We start from the raw sequence: 17,510 nt of genomic DNA, 5'->3' as shown, positions 1-17,510 counted from the left end.
GGTCTCAGTCCAAGCCGGTTCTGCCGGGCGCCCAGAAGGGCTTGACGACGGTCGCCTTCCGGGGCCAGCCGCGCTCGTGGGTGAGGTGTCGCCGCACGACTTGGCAGGTGCGCGCCTCACCGGCGATGTAGGCGACGCCCGGCTCGGTCGGCAGGTCGAGAGACCGCAGCGCCCGCAGCAGCGGCCCGTCGTCCTCGGGGGTGGCGGTGTCCCGGTACACCCAAGTGAGCTCGTCGTGGCGCGGCAGCGGGAGGCGGTCTTCGGGACCTTCGAACTCGAGCACCGCGTAGGCGCGCTCGGCGGGCGGCAGAGCGCGGAGCATCGCGCCGAACGCGACCGACGCGGTCTCCTCCCCGACGAACAGGTGGAAGGGCGCGCCGTCCTTCAGGACGAGCCGGCCCTCGGGCCGGGTGAAGGACACGCGCTGTCCGATATGGACACTGTGGGACCAGCGCGCGCCGGGCCCCGGCTCGGGATGGTCCACTATGCACAGATCCAGGCAACCACCGGCGTCGTAGTCCCAGATCGAGTAGGTGCGCAGCGTGTCGCGGAGGCCGCGAAGCCAGTTGCTCGGCGCGCTGATGTCGCCGACCAGCAACCGGATGTGCTGCCCGGGGGTCCATGCCAGGTCGCGCAGCGACGGGCCGGCGACCCGGATCCGGCGCGCGCCGCGGGTGAGGTCTTCGACGGCGTCGACGGTGCCATTCAAGAGGAAGCGGTCCAGGACACTCATCGGGTGCGGACCGCCGGATGCTCAAGCCGGTCTTGCTTGCTCATGGCGGCCATGATGCAGGTTAATGTGCACATGAAGTCAAGCGCCGTCGACGACGACCTGACCATAGGTGGGTTGGCCCGCAGGTTTGGCCTGGCGACCCACGTCCTGCGCCATTGGGAGAGCATGGGGCTGCTCGCTCCGGGTCGCGCCGCGGGTGGGCAGCGCCGCTACGGCCACGCCGACATGATGCGCGTGGCCATCGTGTTGATGGGTAAGGACGCCGGCATCAGCCTTCGCGAGCTGAGCGCGATGCTGGCGACGGGCAACCCGATGGACCGCGCGGACCTGCTCCGCCGGCACGTGGCCGAGCTCGACCGGCGGATCGCCCAGGCCCAGGTGGCGAAAGACCTCATCGAAGAGGCGCTGTCCTGCCCGTTGAACTTCGAGGAATGTCCACGTGCCCGCGAGCAGATCGAGGCACGCATACCATCCGCCTGACGCCGTGGTGAAAGGGTTCTGAAAGGGGTGCCGTGCTGGACTCGGCACCATGACCCGTTTCCGTAAGTTCGCCGTCGGTGCCGCGCTCGTCGGCATCCTCACCGCGAGCGGCCTCGCGGCCGCCGCGCCGGCCGGCGCCGCCGGACAGGCAGCGTCGGTCAGCCCGAAGATGTGGCTGGAGTACGGCGCGTACGGCTCGCTGGAGGAGTGCGACATCGCCCGTGCGCTCCACGGGCCGATAACCACGCAGTGCAGCTGGAAGTTCTACGACTGGGCGCATTTCGGCTGGTACTTCGGCTCCAACCACTGAGGACAGTGCTGGCCTGCGTTCATCCGCGGATGACTCCTTCGATGGATGGTGCTTTCCCAGCCCGGTATTTCACACGGTCTTCGGCGGTGCTGCCGTCGTGCGTGATCGGGGCGACGAGCCACGGCGCGAGGGCCGGCTCCAGGCGCCGCCGCTGATGCGCCCGCCGGTGGCGGACCATGTACGCGATGGCCACCGGGATGGCGACGATCACGCTCAGCGGGATCCGGTCCGCCGGGTAGAACGACACCCAGATGAGCACCACCATGCTCGCCCAGGCCCACGCACTGACCGCCGCGGGTTGCCGCAGCACCACCATGTACAGGATGAGTATCAGCGCCACGAAGATGGCGGGATGCCACGAGAACGGCGTGCGGTGGTGGGCCTGGACGGCTATCCCGGTGACCACCGCGCCGACCCAGGCCACCCGCCAGGCCAGCAGGGGACGGGTCACCACGAGCAGCAGAGGTGCCGCGAGCGCCGCGCCGGCGAAGGCGCAAACCCACGTCGGGAGGCCGGATTTCGCGTCCAGGTAGGTGGCCGCGCCGTACGCGAGGTACGCGGCCCCGGCCGAGGCGAGAAGCCACGCCGCCATGCGCCGTCCGGGGTTGGTCGGTGGTCGCACGTCGTCCGCGCCGGCGAGGAACACCCGCAGCCCGCGCCCTGCGGCGACGATTCGTCTATCTGTCATGCCGCGGAGGGTAGGTCCGAGACGTCGCGCCGGTCGTGATACCACAGGTCCATTCGCATGCCATACCCGCGTATCAGCCGCCGGCTTCGCGCGGTGGACACCCCCGTACGCTCCCGGCGCCCAGCACCGATCAGCAACGGAATCTCAGGGCTTGCGGCACTCGTCGAGGAGTTGGATGGCCGCGGCGGACCAGGTGTGGGCCTGGGCCAGGCGGGTGCGTAGGCGGGCGGCGTCGGCAAAGGCAGCCTCCCGGTCGCGCAGGACGCCGGCGATGGCCTTGCTCCAGGCGGTTGCGTCGGTCTCCAGGTTGCCGGTGACCGGGACGACGACGCGCGCCCTCGCCTCTTCGTCGAGCGTCTCCTCCAGGAGCTTGCCCAAGCCGCTCTCCTCGCTGATCAGCGCCGGCGTACCGGCCTGGATCGCCTCGACGCCCACCAGGCCGAAGCCCTCGGCCCGGGACGGCACCAGGACCAGGCTGGCCGCACGCAGATCGATGCCCAGGTCCTCGTGGTCAGTGGAATAGGACCGGACGATCGGCCGCCGGGCGAGCGGGTTGTTGGCCCAGGCCACCAGCTTCTCCACGAGCTCCGCGGACGTATTGTCGGGCGCGCCGCGGACCTTGAGCTCGAGTTTTTCGGCCCGCGGGCCCCGGTCCGCGGCCGCTAGGGCGACCGCCCGCGCGGCGATGTCGAGGCCCTTCAGAATGGCATCCTCCGCGCGGCCGAACAGCAGGATCGACCATGGCCCGCCGGGCGGCGGCGTCCGGGCGACGGCAACGTCGGCCACGTCGAATCCGGGATCCATTCGGCTGACCGAGGTGACCCCGAGGGCGGAGAAATCACGTACGTAACGGTCGTAGAGCCGAGGCCCGACAGCGACGACCCGGTGCGCGTCGCGCCCCAGGTTCCATTCCTCCCTGGTCCGCTCTTCGGCTCGCACGGCGGTGTCGTCCTTGCGGTCAGTCTTCAACCATTCGATCTCGTCGGGCGCCATGTGGATGAAGTGCACGCGACGGGCGTCTGGGAAGTGGTCGCGCAGGTTCTCCGCAGCGCGGCCGGTCACCCGGCCGTGACCGATGATGATGTCCGGCTCGGCGCCGGGCGGAAGCTCCGGTCGCCGGGAAAGGATGTCGGAGACCGAGCCGCCGTGCATCTTGAGCGGTCGGACGAGCGTCACGTTCGCGTCCGCGGCTTCCTGGCGCTCGGTCTCCGATGCCTTCGGGGCAGTGCAGAAGACCCGCGCGCCGGCCTGGGCCAGGGCGGTGCACAGCTGGCGGTTGAATGTGCTGAGGCCGCCGTGCACCGATCGCCATTCCGTGGCGACCGCGAGGACGACCGGTCCCTGCTCGGGCGCTGCTGAACTTTCTCCCATGCGGGTCTCCTCGGCGTGGCGGTGCTGAGGTAAGACGGGTCCGCCGTACTGGGGGCGGTGGACGTTCGAGGGCAGGCCCGTGATCGACGGCGGCAGGATCGGGAAGTGCAGCGAGGGATTGAACTCACCCTGAGTCGCGATCCGGCGATCCCACAGGCTCAGCAGGCTGTCCCGGATCTCGTCCGGCTTGGCTGGCGGATCGTCGAGGTACCGGGCCAGTTCGCGGCGCGCCTCGCGCGGGCGGCCAGCCATCAGTTCGATCATGGCGGCCAGCCAGTCCTTTCCTTCGACCGGCATCCGGCGTCTCGACTTGTCCTCCTTGCGGGCGTCGGCCAGTGCCATCCGCGCCCTGGCCGGTTCGCCGACGGCCAGGCAGCCGATCGCCTCGCACATCGACAGGTGCACCAACGGCCGTACGGCACGGGCCTCGCGCGCCCGCTCGATGCTCTCCGCCCAGCGGCTCTGATGCTGTAGCAGGAGGACGTCCGCGAGCAGGGCCTGGGGCTGGAGCTCGCGGCGCGTGTGCAGCCAGTCCCGGGTCTCCCGCAAGAGCGCCGGATCGGTTTCGCCCGTGGCGTAGAACAACGCGTGCTGGGCCAGGCGGGGTCGTTCGTCCGAGAGCCCCTGGCAGCCCTTGCGCAGCTCGGCCACGGCCTCGGCAACCCGGCCGTCGTGGGCGAGCGCGGCGCCCAGTTCGACGTAGATCCTGGCCTTCCGCGTCATGACGTGGGGGAGCGCTTCCCGGCTCGCCGCGGCTGCGGCCGCGAAGCCATCGAGCTGACGGACCAGCTGGATCCAGTGCAACCACGGGTAGGGCTCGGCCTGTCCGACCGTGGCACGTTTCGCGTACGTGAGCGCGCGGCGCCGATCGTCCGGGCCACCACGCGCCCAGAGCAGATGCGATAGGTGGTAGCTCAGCGGGGGCGCGTCGACGTCGGTCAGGTACGCGCCGAGCAGCGCGATCCGTCCATCCCGGTCCACGGCCTGCTCGGGGAGGTCCCGAACCCATTCGTAGCGCGCAAGGTAGAGGCGGACTCGGGCCGAGATGTCGTCGCCGAACTCGTCGGCCTGTGCCTTGTCCAGATGGCGCTCGGCGTCGTCGAGGGCGGTGGCCAGCCGGGTTTCGCTGACCTGGCCGAGGTCGCGGGTCAGCAGCGGGCGGGCGTACCACTCGCCGGCCCGCCGGTGGGCGGCGCGCCACGCGGTTTCGTCGCCGTGCCTCCGGACCGTATTGAGCTCGCGGACCACCGGATGCACCCGGACCAAGATCTGCGCGGATGCCGAGCCCTGCCGGACCGGGCGGGTCTCCAGCAGGTAGCGGTCCACAAGTTCCCGGACGATCCGGCCGGTGTCGCCGAGCCGCCCGATCATCGCGGTGCGCAGGCCGTCGTCGGCCCACTTGTCGAGCACGGAGAGGTCGTTGAGCGCGCTCAACGCAGGTTCGGAGAGACCCTCGGCCGCCTTCCGTACCAGGTCGATCTCTATGGCGTTGATGAGTGCGGGGTCGGGGGCGATTCCGGGGTCCGGCCCGAGCAGTTGGTCCAAGGCGTTCTTGCCGAGCAGTCTTGCGAGCAGCCGGAGGATGCGCGGGTTGGCCCCGAGCCGCTCGACCGTCCGTTCCCGCTGGTCCACCGGGAACCAGTCGTCCGGGTCGACGTCGGAGTCGAGGTTGGCGAGAACGATGTTGATCGCGTCTGTGGTGGGCGGCGCGGGCAGCTTGGCCACATGGAACTGCCCGGTCCACCGTGGATCGATCTCGCGGTTGGACAGCAGCCACAGGGCGCCCGCGGGTGCTCGCGACACCAGCTTGCCGAGTTCGTCGGCGAACGGGGACACGGGCCGGCCCGCCGGGTCGAGCAGCCGCTGGAACTCGTCGATCACGACCAGCACGTCGCGACGCAGCAGCACCCGAAGCTCGGTGAACAGGCCGCGCTGCGCACCGAACTCCATTTCGGCCTGCTCCATCTCGGACCGAAGATCATCGAGCAAGGCGGCCTCGGCGTCGATGGGGCTGTCTTCGCCACGAGGCTGTGCGTCGACGAGAACACAGGAAAGACCCTGCTTCCTGGCCCGCTCGATCAGCGGCGACACGATTCCTGTCGACTTCCCGATGCCGGGCAGGCCGGTGATGATGGCGCCACGGCGCAGTCCCGATCGCCACGAGTCCCACAACGCGGCCGCGATGGCCTGACGTTCCTGCCCGTCCAGACCGGGAACGGATCGCTCGTGATCGCCTGCCATGCCACCTCGCTCACACCGATGCCGCAGCGGCGGCGGGAGTCGATGAACTCAAGGTTACTGATTGGACCGCCAAACTCGCCGAGCCTACCGTCAACCGCACCCCGGCCCAGCCCTGGACCGGCGGGCAGTCGGGCGTCGCCCGGCCGATAAGCCACCAAGTCGACCGAACGGGTGTACGATGTGGGTATCCCGGAATCGACGACATCCCACCGCTGAGGTGCCCGCCACGCCGGCCCACCCCGAGGGGGACGTCATGTCCAACGACCTACGTCGTGTTCGAAGCGGTTCCGATGACCCGGCCACCGCGGCGTCGCGGGGAGTTCCGGAGACGACACCGCCGATGACAACCGCCAACCGGGTGCCTCGTACCCGCACCAGCGCCGCCTGGTTTGGTATCTGTGCCGCCGCGTTGCTTTTCGTGGTGCTGATCGTGTTCATGTTGCAGAACACCCGCAGCGTGCGGGTCGACTTCCTGTGGATGGACGGCAGCCTGCCGCTGGCGTTGGCGCTGCTGATGGCGGCCGTGGGCGCCGCGCTGCTGACCATGGTGGTCGGGGCCGCCCGGATCACCCAGCTACGCCGCCGCCTGTCCCGCCAGCGCCACTGACCGGACCCGGCACGTCTCGGGGCATCTCCAGACCACCGCACCGTCAACCAGCCGCCGACCGCCGGATCCCGATCCGACGGCGGGCGAGGAGTCGACCATGGCCGCCACATCTGCCGCCGCACGCATGACCACCACCTCGTTGACACCGCCATCGACCCCACGCCTGCGGATGGAACCCACCGGCGCACGCCGCACCCTTCTGGACGGCGCCTGGTGGCCCCGCTCCACCGACCCCGTCGCCGAGCTGCCCGGCCTGGTCCTGGCGATCGACAAGCTCCGCGGACCGGTCACGCGACTGGTCCTGGCCGCCGCCGGCTGGGACAGCCATCCCCGCCGCCTCGGCCTAGCCGGCCGTGTCCTGCGGCTGGGCTACTTCAGCAGCCAACCGGTCAGCCTGTTGACCGCGATCTGCGGCAACGACCGGATCGACCTGCTCGTCGTCCCACCCAACACCGCCGAAGGCACCGCCGACGCGGCCATGGTCTTGGCCGCCGCCACCACCAACCTCGTTCACGCCCAACACATCCTCCTGGCCGTCAGCACCCCCACCACACGCCCGATCGACGGCACCGCCGAGGACGCCTGGGAGGCCGAAGGCGGACGCACCGGTCCCACCCCAACCCGGGCGATGTAGGACCCGCATCAGCCCGGTTCGGCTGCTGCTACGCATGCCGCCATACGGCGACGACGGCGGCAGCGACGTACGTCGACCGGGCTCAGATCGTCAAGGTGCTGCCGTCCAGAGGGCTACACCACAGAGCCGGCTGGCCTACCGGCTGGGCCCAGTCCCCGCCCGCTCACCACACAATCGTTGAGGCACGCTGGGCTGGAGGAACAAATGTCCATGACCACATTTTCGCCGGTGACCGCATTGGCGCAGCTACACATCGACACCACCTATCCTTCGGCGGTCACGGCCCGCGTCGCCGTGGTCGGCGAGGTCGACCTGGCAACCACGCCGATGCTGCGCGAGCGGCTACTGCGCCTGTTGCGCGACCGGAGTCCGGACCTGCTCGACGTCGACCTGGCCGGGGTAACCTTCCTGGACTGCACCGGCCTTGCCGCACTTGTCGCGGTGCGCGACGCCGCCATCCAAGCCGGACACCAGATGCGAGTCAGCCACCCGCAACCCATCGTCCGTCGAGTGTTGGAGGTCACCGGGCTGCTCGCCGTGTTCACGGCCGCGACGACCGTTTCCGGTGCCGCGGGATCCGGACACTCGGCAGCCAGATGACCGGCCACGAGATCCTCGCCTTGGTCGTCAGGACCGCCCGCCTCCCGTAGGCGGCAGATCCAGGGCCGGGTCAGGGGTTGACGAGTCCGGGGATGCCAGTCGGATCCGTGACGATCATGCGCGCGACGTCGCCGATGCGGCGGTTGTGGGCTCGGGAGTAGGCCCGGATGAGGGTGAACGCCTCGTCGATGCTTACCGCGCGGGCTTGGGCAATGGCGCCTTTGGCTTGTTCGATGATGATCCGGCTGTTGAGCGCGCCTTGCAGTTGCTCGGTGAGTAGCTCGCTGCGGCGGATGGCGCGTTCTTGGAGCAGGCCGATCGCGGCGATGTCGGCCAGGGCCTGCACGATGGGCACGTCGGCGTCGCCGAGGCTGGGGCCGGGTTCGCGGCCGAAGACGTTGAGCGCGCCGATCACCTGGTTGCGTAGCCGTAGCGGGAAGGCGTGGACCGAGCGGAAACCAGCCGCGGTCGCGCGGGGCGCGAAGCGCGGCCACCTGCTGGTCGCGTCGGCCAGGTCGGCGTTGACCACGGGTGTCGCGGTGTGGAACGCGTCCAGGCACGGGCCTTCCCTGTTTTGTACCTGGAAGAGCTCCAGGAGCTTGGTGTTCTCATCGGAGGCGGCTAGGAACTCCAGTTGGCCGCGCTGGTCGGCCAGCAGCAGCCCGACCGCGGCGGCCTCGACGAGGGTGGCGGTGCGGTCGGTGAGCATGTGCAGGAAGTCGATGAGGTCGAACTCGTCGACCAGGGTGTCGGCGACCTCGACGAAGACCCGGGCGAGCCGTTCAGCGGAAACGGTGGTCATGACTGCCTCACAGCCCTTTCCAAAATCTGGGTGGATGCTTCGCTCATGGCTGGTCTCGGTCGAACCGTAGCCGGCGGGCGACCACATCTCGCGCCACCTCGGCCAGTGGGCGGCCCTCGGCGAAGGCGTAGGCCCGCAGCCGCGCCATCGCCTCGGCGAGGGGAACACCGAGCTGGACCATGACCATGCCCTGAGCCTGGAACAGCTCTGCCCGGCCTTCCATCGCCTCGGCCAGCCCGTCGGCGGTCGCGCCCGGGCCCGCACGCTCTTGCCCATCCAGCAGCGTGCCCACCGCGACATCCGCGAAGACCAGCGCCTGCCCCAGCTCCTTGCCGGTCAACGGTCCGGGCCGAGTCCGGAACAGGTCCAGGACGCCCAAGCGGCTCGCGCCCACCTGCAACGGGAACGCGAACACCGCACGGACTCCGCTGTCGTGGACGGTGGGCGTGTAGACCGGCCACCGGTGCACCGCCCCGTCCGCCAGGTCGGGTATCAGGACCGGGCGGCGGGCTTGGAAGGCGTCGATGCAGGGCCCTTCACCCAACACGAACTGCACCTCCTCGAGCCGCTCGGTCGCCGGATCGGAGGCGGTGGCCAGGCGCCGCACCCCGTCCTCGGCCATCAGGCTCACACCCGCTCCCGACACTCCCAGCGCCTGGGTGGCCACCGCGCACAGCCGTTGCAGGAAACCAGCCATGCCGGTCCCGGCGTTCAGGCCGGCCGGCTGCCGCGCGATGAGCGCTTTGATACGGGCGGCATAGTCATCCATCCGCTGTCACCGGCTCGCCCAGCGCACGGTCCGCGACCTCGTGCCACGTCGATGCCGCACCAGACCGCTGGTCATCTTCACGGCTGCACCTTTCCGCAGGTCAGGCACTACCAGGGACCAGAGCAGCCACGGGTCGACATTCCCGCTCGACCCTACCGCGACAAGGCGGGCCCCGTCGCGGCCGGAACGCCCGTTTCCCCACACGGCAAGCCCATGAACCCGGCGTCCTCCCAGTGGGCCCGCGGCAGGAACACGCTTGCCGGTGGACCGTACGAACGGGGGCTAAACGTCGCCGCCGACAAAAGCGGCCGGTCGGGACGTCAGCAAGGCCAGCGTGTTCACCAAATCCAGCACCTCGCGGACGAATGCCCGCGGCTGGGTAACGATCAGGATCTGCCCGCGGCGGCGTGCGTCGAGGCAGGCGCCCACGAGTTCGCCGATACCCGCACAATCCAAGAAGGTGACCTCGCGAAGGTCCACTTCGGTGATCGTCGGGGAAGCGGCGACGACGGCGTGCAGGACGTCGTGCAGTTCCTGTTGGACGGACATGTCGATCTCGCCGGACAGCAAGACTTGAATCCCATGGGGCGTCTTACGCATCTGATGGGAAAGGATCACGACGCACCTGCTCTCGGACCTCAATCGGAGCGGCAGCCAACCCGCTCCTAGACCGCCAGCGCCGAGGTCCGGGGCGATGGTCCATCACTGGGGAGTCTAGCCGCGGTCGCGGCGGATCGCAGCCGGCGCGTCATCCGGCGAGGTGAGCGGCGGACCGGTTGGTTCGCGCTCGTCCGGCCTCTTGAAGGCGTTCGGCTTCCGCCTGGTCGTCGTCGGTTGGTTCGGTGCCCGGTGGAGTGTGGTCCGGGGTGGGTTCGCCCGTGGGGTGCGCGACCAGGTATCGCACGGCGGTGTTGCCGACCGCGAGCAGCGGGACGGCGACCAGGGCGCCGACGATGCCGGCGGTGACCACGCCGATGGCGATGGCGAGGATGACGGCGAGGGGATGCAGGGCGACGGCGCGCCCCATGATGAGCGGTTGCAGGATGTGGCCTTCGAGTTGTTGGACGCCGATGACGATGGCGAGCAGGATCAGGGCGCTGACCGGCCCCTGGGTGACCAGGGCGACGAGGACCGCGACCGCGCCGGACAGGGTGGCGCCGATGACCGGGATGAACGCGGTCAGGAAGACCAGGGCGGCCAGCGGCAGCGCGAGCGGGATCCGCAGGACGGCCAAGCCGATGCCGATGCCGACCGCGTCGACGAAAGCGACCAGGACGGTGGCGTGCACATAGGACACCAGGGTGTGCCAGGAGTAGTGGCCGGCGCGGGCCATCGGCAGGCGGGCGGGACGGGGCAGTAGGCGGCAGACGAACCGCCAGATGCGGTCGCCGTCGCGCAGGAAGAAGAACAGGGTGAACAGAACCAGGAAGAATCCGGCGACCACCTCGCCGACGGTGGTGGCGGTACTCAACGCACCGGAGGTCAGCATGCCCTGGTTGTCGGAGAGCCGCTGCTGGAGGCTGTCGATGCTGTCGCTGATCTGCGTCTGTGAGATGTGCAGCGGGCCGCGGGCCAACCAGCTCTGAACCTCGTCCACGCCTTCCCGAACCTGGGTGGACAGGTCGTCGAACTGGGAGACGAAAGTCTGCACGATCAGGCCGAGACCGCCGAGGACGACCAGTAGCCCGGCGACCAGGACGAGCGCGGCCGCGACCGACCGGTTCATCCCGCGCCGGCGCAGTGCGGCGACCACGGGCTGGAACAGGGCCGCGAGCAGTAGCGCCACGGCGACCGGGATGACGACGAGGCGGAGCATGCCGACCAGCCGCAGCAGCACGTAGCCGGCGGCGACGAAAAGGATCAGCCGCCACGCCCAAGCCCCCGCGACTCGTACACCTGGGGGCAGGCCGTCGTCGACGGTCGGCGCTGGCCGCACCATCATCACGTGGTCCGGCCCGGAGCCGGTGACGCCGTCGGCGTCGGCGTCGGCGTCGAAGGGTGGCGGGCCGGCGCTCTGCGCGGCGGCCAGTCGGGCCCGGGCCCGCTCACGCACCGAACGTGTCCACCTCATCGCGGAACCATCCATCCTTGTCCGTGTCATTGCCCTGTGCCAGGTGATCGTCCGACGGCGTCGAGGTGGCGTAGTCCCTGCGCGTACGAGGCGATCAGGCTTGTCTCCATGTAGGACACCCGATGGGTCGCGCAGAACCGCCGGACGATGTGCTGGGCCTTGGGCAGGTTGGCTCGAGGCATCGACGGAAACAGGTGGTGCTCGATCTGATAGTTGAGGCCGCCCAGGACGTTGTCGGTCAGCCAGTGACCGCGCACGTTGCGGGAGGTGAGGACTTGGCGGCGCAGGAAGTCGGCTTCCTGCGCCGCGGTGAGCTCAGGCATGCCCTTGTGGTTGGGGGCGAAGGAGCAACCCAGGTACAGGCCGAACAGGGCCTGGTGAACGGCGATGAAGGCCAGGGCCTTGCCAGGTGGCAGGACCAGGAAGACGAGCGCGAGGTAGCCGGTGAGGTGCATGCTCACCAGCAGCAGTTCGCGTAGGTGCGCGCGTGTGCGGTCTGCCAGCAGGTACCGGACGCTGGCTACCCGCAGGTTGAGTGCCTCCAGCATCAACAGTGGGAAGAATCCCCAGGCCTGGTAGCGGTAGAAGAGGCGGGCGACACGACCGCTGGCCTGTGCCTGTCCGGCGAAGAACACGAGGGCGCCGGCGCCGACGTCCGGGTCCTTGTCCTCGTGGTTGGGGTGGGCGTGGTGGCGGTTGTGTTTGTCGACCCACCAGCGGTAGCTGAAGCCGACGCCGAGGTTGGCGAGTAGGACACCGAGGATGTGGTTCGCGCGCCGGGACGTGTAGATCTGGCGGTGGCCGGCGTCGTGGCCCAGGAAACCGAGCTGGGTGGAGACCACCGCCCAGTACGGTGCCAGCGCGAGCTGCCACCACGAGTCGCCGATCAGCAGGAGCGCGGCCACCGCGACGACGCCCATGGCCGCGGCGGCTGACAGCCGGCGGGCGTATGAGCCGGGACGCCGCTCCAGCAAGCCGGCGTCCTTGACCTGGCGGGAGAGCTCGGCGTAGTCGCTACCTCGCGGCGGCGCCGCGGACCTGGCGACAGGCGTGACGGTAGGGGCTTGCGTCGACTGCATCCGGGCTCCAGCGATACGTGGCAAATGTGGGGTTGCCTCGCCGGGGTCCGGAGCGAAGATTGATGAAATACCCAGCCCGTGCCGCATCTAACATGCGAGCCGTCATCCGGTCGGGGTATCGGTGAATTCCAGACGCTTGGTAAACCACACGGTGGTGCCGTGCTCGAGGTCGCTGGTCACGATGACCTGATCGGTCAGCAAGTCGATCAGGTACAGGCCGCGTCCGGACGCGGCAGTCGGTTGGGGTCGAGGGGCCTGTGCGTCGTAGACGAAGCCGGCTCCTTGGTCGACCACCTCGACGTCGCATCGGCCGTCCGTGACGTTCACTCTCACGACGTAGGCGTCGGTGCCGTCGGCGTGCGCGACGACGTTGCCGCAGGCCTCGCTGACCACGATGGCGAACTGCTCACGGCAGGCCCGCGTCACCTCCAGGGCCGACAGGGCGGCGCTGACGACGGTGCGGGCCATCCGAAGGCTCTCGACCTCACGGGGCAGGCACAATGTGATGCTCACTGGCATACCTGCCTCGGACAACGGTATCGCCTCGCCCTCAGCGGTTGCGCCGAATGTTGCGCCTCACCCCACACACTGCCCACACGACGCGGTCCCAACCGTCGCTCGCCGCGGCGTACGGTTCGCGTAGCCCTCGCCGAGGGTTTGTTCAGGCCGTTGTAGCAGGCTTTGCGAGGCGGTGGCCGCGCTCGGCGGCCGCGTCGGCGTCCTCGGCCAGGTCCGGGTGGTCGGCCGGTTGCGGCACACACATCCAGAGCGCCTTCGGCTGTACCTGTACGTCCAGCAGCCGGCCGATCTGGATGAGGTCGCCGTCGAGCTGGCGGGGCTGTGCCCGATCGCTGGCAATCTCCACGCGGGTCCCGCGGAACACCTCCATGGAGGGCACCCGTTCCTTGCGCCGCAGGACCGCCCAGCCCAGCGCCAGCCAGTGCCGCAGGAGGCGCGGTGTCAGGATCGCGACGTCCAGCAGTCCGTCGTCCGGGCGTGCCTGGGTCAGCAGGCGTACGCCCCCCTGTAGTCGTCCGACGTTGGCCACGAGCACCGTCTGTGCCTTGCGCCGGATCGGCTCGCCGCCGTCGATGCGGACGGTGACGTTCATCCGGCGGTCCCTGATGTGTCGTAGGGCTCCAACTACGTACGCTGGCCATCCGAAGCGTGCCTTCGCGGTGTCCGAGGTCCCATCGAGCATGCGGGCGTCGAAGCCCATGCCGGCCATCACGGTGAAGTGCTGCCCGTCGACCTCGCCCACGTCCAGCCGGCGCAGGCCGCCTTCCAAGGCCACCTCGAGCCCGGCGGCCACGTCGGTGGAGAGGCCGAGGTTCGCGGCCAAGAGGTTGCCGGTACCCGCCGGCAGGACCGCCATCGCGGTGTCCGTGCCCACGAGCGCGGAGACCGCCGAGAGGATGGTGCCGTCTCCGCCGGCGACGAAAACGATCTCCGCGCCAGCTGCGACCGCGGCCGCGGTCTGGCTGCGTCCGGGCTCCTCCGGAGTGGTCTGGTACCACCGCGGTGCCGGCCAACCGGCCGCGGTCAGCGTGCCGTCCACGCTCGCGCGGAAATCGTCGAGGTCGTCAACCTTGACGGGGTTGACGACCACGGCTGACCGGACCGGCCGGGCCGCGGATCTCTGCGCGACGTCCATCAGCTCGGCCGCGCTATCAGGTCTGGTGTCCGGTCGCTCGGCCGGGCGCCATGCACAGCGCCGGGAAGCAGCCGTCTGGTGAGGGTTCGCGGCAGGCGGCCGGATGTTGGCGACGCGACCGGATGGCTCATGAGGGTGGTAATCGGGTCTCCTGAGGTGTGAAAGCGGGACCGCGCTGGCGCGGGCGGGGGCAACAATTGATTGTTTGACATGTATACCCGTCAAATCTCCGGGCAAACGAAGCCGACGGATGCGGCGAGGTGACGGCGGGCACGTCGCCCGGCGGGTTGCCGTGATGGCTGTGGTTATCCCAGGTGAGGCGGGCCACGAATTGGCCGGTTTGGTTTGCCGGGTCATGCGGTGGGCATCCACTTCGCATCCCCTGCGGTGGCCCGCGAGAAACAGGCGACGCGTGAGATGGCCCCGTCGACTTTCGGCCACCGCCAGGACGACCACCAAGGTACGGCCGAAACGGGTCGTGTCCCATTTCGATTTATTGGCACGAGGAGTGCAACATGAACGAACGCAATACGGTTGTCCGTACCCTGCACGACATGGGCGCGGCGATTTGGTTGGGCGGTTCCTTGATGGGAGCCGTCGGTCTCAACGGTGCGTCCAAGGACGTGCGCGACTCCCGCGACCGGGTCCGGGTGGCCTCGGCGGGGTGGGCCCGGTGGGCTCCGGTTTCCGCGGCGGCGGTCGGCGCCCACGTGGTCGGCGGTCTCGGTCTGTTGTTAGCCAATCGTGGCCGGGTTCGCGGCCAGTCGGGCGTCACCGCGAATACGGCGATCAAGACGGCCCTGACCGTGGTCGCGATCGGCACCACCGTCTACAGCGGTGTACTCGGTGCGAAGCTGGCCAAGGCCGGCAAGGTGGAGGCCGAGAGCGGCGCTGTGGCGTCGCAGGAAACGCCGGACGACATCGCCACCGCGCAGCAGCAGTTGCGGGGTTTGCAGTGGGCCACGCCCGTGCTGACCGCCGCCATCGTCGCGTTGGGATCGCAGCAGGGTGAGCAGCAACGCCCCGGGCAGATGCTCGGCGGCTTCACCGCCAAGGTCGCCCGGCTCGCCGGTCGCTGATCAATATCGGTTGGCGTATGGGCGGGGCAGCGGCCGGCGGGGGCCGGCCGCCGCCTCACCACCTCCGCCTCCACCCTTGTCCTACTCCGCCGTCTCCGCCGCTTCTCGACGACGAGCATCTCGGTGGTCGGAAACAGAGCGGCGATCGACGCGGCGTTTTGTAGCGCGCAGCGGGTGACCTTGGGCGGGCTCGACGATGCCCGCCTTCGAACATATCCACGTACTCACCGGTGGCGGCGTTGCGGCCGCGGCCCGGCGGAAGGGCCTCGACCTTCTCGGCCACCACGCCGCCTTCGAGGCCGGCGTTGACGACGATCTGCCGCAGCGGCGCGGTGAGCGCGACTCGCACGATGTTGGCTCCGGTGGCCTCGTCCCCGGTCAGGTCGAGCTTGTCGAAAGCGGTCGCCGCGGCGTTGGCCAGCGCCACCCCGCCACCGGGCAGCAGGCCTTCCTCGACGGCGGCTTGGCGTTACGCACGGCGTCCGAATGCTGCTGGCCACCGTCAGCGCCTGGCAACGGGCCGTAGAGCGTTTACTCGTGCGTGTGGTGCCCCCGGCAGGATTCGAACCTGCGCTCCCGCCTCCGGAGGGCGGTGCTCTATCCCCTGAGCTACGGGGGCTCAGCGACCCACGAAGACTAGCAGGTGCGGGCGTGCCGGACCGAACCGACACCGCCGGGCCCTAGCGGGCCCGCTCACAGCTCGGCAGAGCGTGCAGCACCACGCCGTCCGGGACCCGGCGGGGCCATTCCGCGCATGACCACGAGCCGTCCGCGACGACGTGGGTCAGGCGGCCGGAGGTCGGCAGGAGGCGGGTCAGGAAGTCGCGTGGTAGCTCGGGTTCGGTGGTGACCATGAAGCGGACCCAGCCGCGGGTGGAGATGGCCGCGACGACCTCGGTCGCCGGGGTTACGCCGTGCAGGCGGGTCTTGCCGGCCCAGTAGACCTCGGCGCGCTGCTGCTGCGCGGCGCGGCTGATGGCGGGGTAGACCTCGGCCTGCCAGCGGACCACTGACTCGGCGCACAGGGGGCAGGCGCGGTCTACCGGTTCGCGGGTGGTCAGGCCCCAGGCGCGGAGGTACCGGGCGGCAGCGGCCGGGCTGAGCGGGATGTTGTGGAGGCGTTCGACGAGGGCGGCCACGGACTGGCGGCTCCACAGGGGACCGGTCAGGTTGAGTTGGTCGGGGAAGCGGTCGCGCATGGTTTCGATCAGGGCGATCTCCTGGTCGCGGGTGAGTACGCCGTGGCGGCGTCGGGCGGCCACCGCGCCGTCGCCGCCGGCTCGGTAGCGGCGGCACCAGTGTGCGGCTTGGCGGCGGGCGTCACTGAGTGAGCCGCGGCGCCCATCCACGGCCGGGCCGACGTCGACAGCAGCATCCGAGGAGGGCGTGGAGCTGCTGACCGGGGCAGGGCCTGGCGAGGTCGCGGGGATACCGGAGGTCGGCAGCGGCCGGCGCGGCGCCACCGGCCTGACGCCACCGGCGTCGGGACCGCCGCCTGCCGACACGGCGCCGCCGGCGGGGAGAGAGCTGGCGGGAGCGCGGAACGCTACCGGCGTCCCCGGCGTGGGTCTCGCGGCCGCGCCCGGCTGGGGGGCGGCGGGATGGGAGAACAGCAGTTCCAGGCCGGCGGCGGACGGCGGACGGCGACATGGCGAAGCAGCTACAACAACCCCCACGCCCGGACAACGACGGCAAAAGGGTCAGGTAGCGCTAGGTAGTCAGAAAACTACTGAATGCGACTGAGGATGCTCCGCATGTTGTCGATCTCGCCCTGCTGGGTGTTCTTCATGCGCTGGGCGGCCTCGGTGACCTGCTCGTTGCCGGACTGGTCGAGGATCGCGTCGACCATGTGGATGCCACCGAGGTGGTGCTTGATCATGAGGTTGAGGAAAAGGACGTCGAGCTCGTGGCCGCGCGCGGCCTCAAGCTGATCCACCTCCGCCTTGGTGGCCATGCCGGGCATCAGGCCGCCGTCGCGCATCAGCTTTTCGCCGTCGGGCATCCAAGCCATCGCGGGCTCGGAGCCCGTCGGGTCGAGATCCCACTGGCGGAGCCAGGTCTGCATGATGCCGATCTCGCCCTGCTGGCCCGTGGCGATGTCGACGCCCAGCTGCGTGACCGCGTCGTCCTGCCCGTACTTGAACGCGACCAGCGCCATCTGGATCGCCTGCGCGTGATGCGTGGTCATGTCGCGGGCGAACCCCGCCTCGGCAGAGCTGTCGCCGGGGCGGGTGAGGGTCGGCGTGAGCCAACCCGCCGCGTACCCGAGCAAGAGGCCGACCACGACGGAGAGCGCCAGCGCCGCCGTGCCGAAGCGCCGCCCGGCGGCCCCGCGTGAGGGGCCGTCGGGCGAGGTCGCCGCCTCTGGGGACGCGGCTGTGGCCACCACCGC

The 17,510-nt window shown here is 69.9% G+C and carries 18 protein-coding genes, 1 tRNA gene and 1 pseudogene; 6 read left to right on the top strand and 14 right to left on the bottom strand.

Annotated features, from left to right (window positions below):
* Positions 1–4: 4 nt before the first annotated feature.
* Positions 5–733 carry a siderophore-interacting protein gene (locus ACTMTJ_RS29800; protein WP_441221708.1) on the bottom strand — a complete coding sequence of 243 codons (729 nt, stop codon included), beginning with the start codon at positions 731–733 and terminating at the stop codon, positions 5–7.
* A 72-nt stretch (positions 734–805) separates the two neighbouring features.
* Between ACTMTJ_RS29800 and ACTMTJ_RS29795 the strand changes: the two genes are divergently transcribed.
* Entirely contained in the window at positions 806–1,213 is a 408-nt protein-coding gene (locus ACTMTJ_RS29795; RefSeq protein WP_441221706.1) for a MerR family transcriptional regulator, read from the top strand.
* Between the two features lie 49 nt (positions 1,214–1,262).
* Positions 1,263–1,523 carry a hypothetical protein gene (locus ACTMTJ_RS29790; protein WP_441221704.1) on the top strand — a complete coding sequence of 87 codons (261 nt, stop codon included), beginning with the start codon at positions 1,263–1,265 and terminating at the stop codon, positions 1,521–1,523.
* 19 nt (positions 1,524–1,542) lie between these two features.
* On the opposite strand, the gene ACTMTJ_RS29785 is transcribed toward ACTMTJ_RS29790, so the two are convergent.
* A complete protein-coding gene (locus ACTMTJ_RS29785) occupies positions 1,543–2,211 on the bottom strand; it encodes a hypothetical protein (RefSeq protein WP_441221702.1) in 669 nt (222 codons plus the stop codon).
* A 144-nt stretch (positions 2,212–2,355) separates the two neighbouring features.
* On the bottom strand, positions 2,356–5,823 hold the full coding sequence (locus ACTMTJ_RS29780) for a glycosyltransferase (protein WP_441221700.1): 3,468 nt from the start codon (positions 5,821–5,823) through the stop codon (positions 2,356–2,358).
* A 340-nt stretch (positions 5,824–6,163) separates the two neighbouring features.
* On the opposite strand from ACTMTJ_RS29780, the gene ACTMTJ_RS29775 reads away from it, so the two are divergent.
* The 3 genes from ACTMTJ_RS29775 to ACTMTJ_RS29765 all read left to right on the top strand — a co-directional run bounded on the left by ACTMTJ_RS29775 (position 6,164) and on the right by ACTMTJ_RS29765 (position 7,664).
* Positions 6,164–6,430, top strand: coding sequence for a lipopolysaccharide assembly protein LapA domain-containing protein (locus ACTMTJ_RS29775; protein ID WP_441221698.1), 267 nt, complete (start codon positions 6,164–6,166; stop codon positions 6,428–6,430).
* Positions 6,431–6,527: 97 nt separating this feature from the next.
* The gene (locus tag ACTMTJ_RS29770) at positions 6,528–7,064 is read left to right on the top strand and encodes a DUF5994 family protein (protein WP_441221696.1); all 537 of its coding nucleotides are present in this window, start codon (positions 6,528–6,530) and stop codon (positions 7,062–7,064) included.
* Between the two features lie 210 nt (positions 7,065–7,274).
* Positions 7,275–7,664 (top strand): STAS domain-containing protein, encoded by a 390-nt coding sequence (locus ACTMTJ_RS29765; RefSeq protein WP_441221695.1) that lies wholly within the window; start codon positions 7,275–7,277, stop codon positions 7,662–7,664.
* A gap of 70 nt (positions 7,665–7,734) precedes the next feature.
* Here ACTMTJ_RS29765 and ACTMTJ_RS29760 read toward each other — a convergent pair whose 3' ends face one another.
* From ACTMTJ_RS29760 to ACTMTJ_RS29730, 7 genes are all read right to left on the bottom strand, one after another.
* The gene (locus ACTMTJ_RS29760; RefSeq protein WP_441221693.1) at positions 7,735–8,466 is read right to left on the bottom strand and encodes an ANTAR domain-containing protein; all 732 of its coding nucleotides are present in this window, start codon (positions 8,464–8,466) and stop codon (positions 7,735–7,737) included.
* A 43-nt stretch (positions 8,467–8,509) separates the two neighbouring features.
* Positions 8,510–9,235 (bottom strand): GAF and ANTAR domain-containing protein, encoded by a 726-nt coding sequence (locus ACTMTJ_RS29755; RefSeq protein WP_441221691.1) that lies wholly within the window; start codon positions 9,233–9,235, stop codon positions 8,510–8,512.
* A gap of 282 nt (positions 9,236–9,517) precedes the next feature.
* A complete protein-coding gene (locus tag ACTMTJ_RS29750; RefSeq protein WP_441221690.1) occupies positions 9,518–9,853 on the bottom strand; it encodes an STAS domain-containing protein in 336 nt (111 codons plus the stop codon).
* Between the two features lie 130 nt (positions 9,854–9,983).
* The gene (locus ACTMTJ_RS29745; RefSeq protein WP_441221688.1) at positions 9,984–11,306 is read right to left on the bottom strand and encodes an AI-2E family transporter; all 1,323 of its coding nucleotides are present in this window, start codon (positions 11,304–11,306) and stop codon (positions 9,984–9,986) included.
* 26 nt (positions 11,307–11,332) lie between these two features.
* Complete coding sequence (locus ACTMTJ_RS29740) at positions 11,333–12,385, bottom strand: fatty acid desaturase family protein (protein ID WP_441221686.1); 1,053 nt, start codon at positions 12,383–12,385, stop codon at positions 11,333–11,335.
* Between the two features lie 102 nt (positions 12,386–12,487).
* Positions 12,488–12,904, bottom strand: coding sequence for an ATP-binding protein (locus ACTMTJ_RS29735; RefSeq protein WP_441221684.1), 417 nt, complete (start codon positions 12,902–12,904; stop codon positions 12,488–12,490).
* Between the two features lie 142 nt (positions 12,905–13,046).
* Entirely contained in the window at positions 13,047–14,039 is a 993-nt protein-coding gene (locus tag ACTMTJ_RS29730; RefSeq protein ID WP_441221682.1) for a diacylglycerol/lipid kinase family protein, read from the bottom strand.
* A 515-nt stretch (positions 14,040–14,554) separates the two neighbouring features.
* Between ACTMTJ_RS29730 and ACTMTJ_RS29725 the strand changes: the two genes are divergently transcribed.
* Complete coding sequence (locus tag ACTMTJ_RS29725) at positions 14,555–15,118, top strand: hypothetical protein (RefSeq protein WP_441221890.1); 564 nt, start codon at positions 14,555–14,557, stop codon at positions 15,116–15,118.
* 101 nt (positions 15,119–15,219) lie between these two features.
* Here the strand turns inward: ACTMTJ_RS29725 and ACTMTJ_RS29720 are convergent.
* The 4 genes and pseudogenes from ACTMTJ_RS29720 to ACTMTJ_RS29705 form a co-directional block, all read right to left on the bottom strand.
* A pseudogene (locus tag ACTMTJ_RS29720) lies at positions 15,220–15,601 on the bottom strand (TCP-1/cpn60 chaperonin family protein); the annotation flags it as partial.
* 61 nt (positions 15,602–15,662) lie between these two features.
* Positions 15,663–15,737, bottom strand: a tRNA-Arg gene (locus ACTMTJ_RS29715).
* A gap of 61 nt (positions 15,738–15,798) precedes the next feature.
* Complete coding sequence (locus tag ACTMTJ_RS29710) at positions 15,799–16,467, bottom strand: helix-turn-helix domain-containing protein (protein ID WP_441221680.1); 669 nt, start codon at positions 16,465–16,467, stop codon at positions 15,799–15,801.
* A 377-nt stretch (positions 16,468–16,844) separates the two neighbouring features.
* The gene (locus ACTMTJ_RS29705; protein WP_441221678.1) at positions 16,845–17,507 is read right to left on the bottom strand and encodes a DUF305 domain-containing protein; all 663 of its coding nucleotides are present in this window, start codon (positions 17,505–17,507) and stop codon (positions 16,845–16,847) included.
* Between the last annotated feature and the right edge of the window lie 3 nt (positions 17,508–17,510).

This window comes from Phytohabitans sp. LJ34 (assembly GCF_052068095.1).
Lineage (GTDB): Bacteria > Actinomycetota > Actinomycetes > Mycobacteriales > Micromonosporaceae > Phytohabitans.
This window is presented reverse-complemented; position numbering and strand designations above follow the sequence as displayed.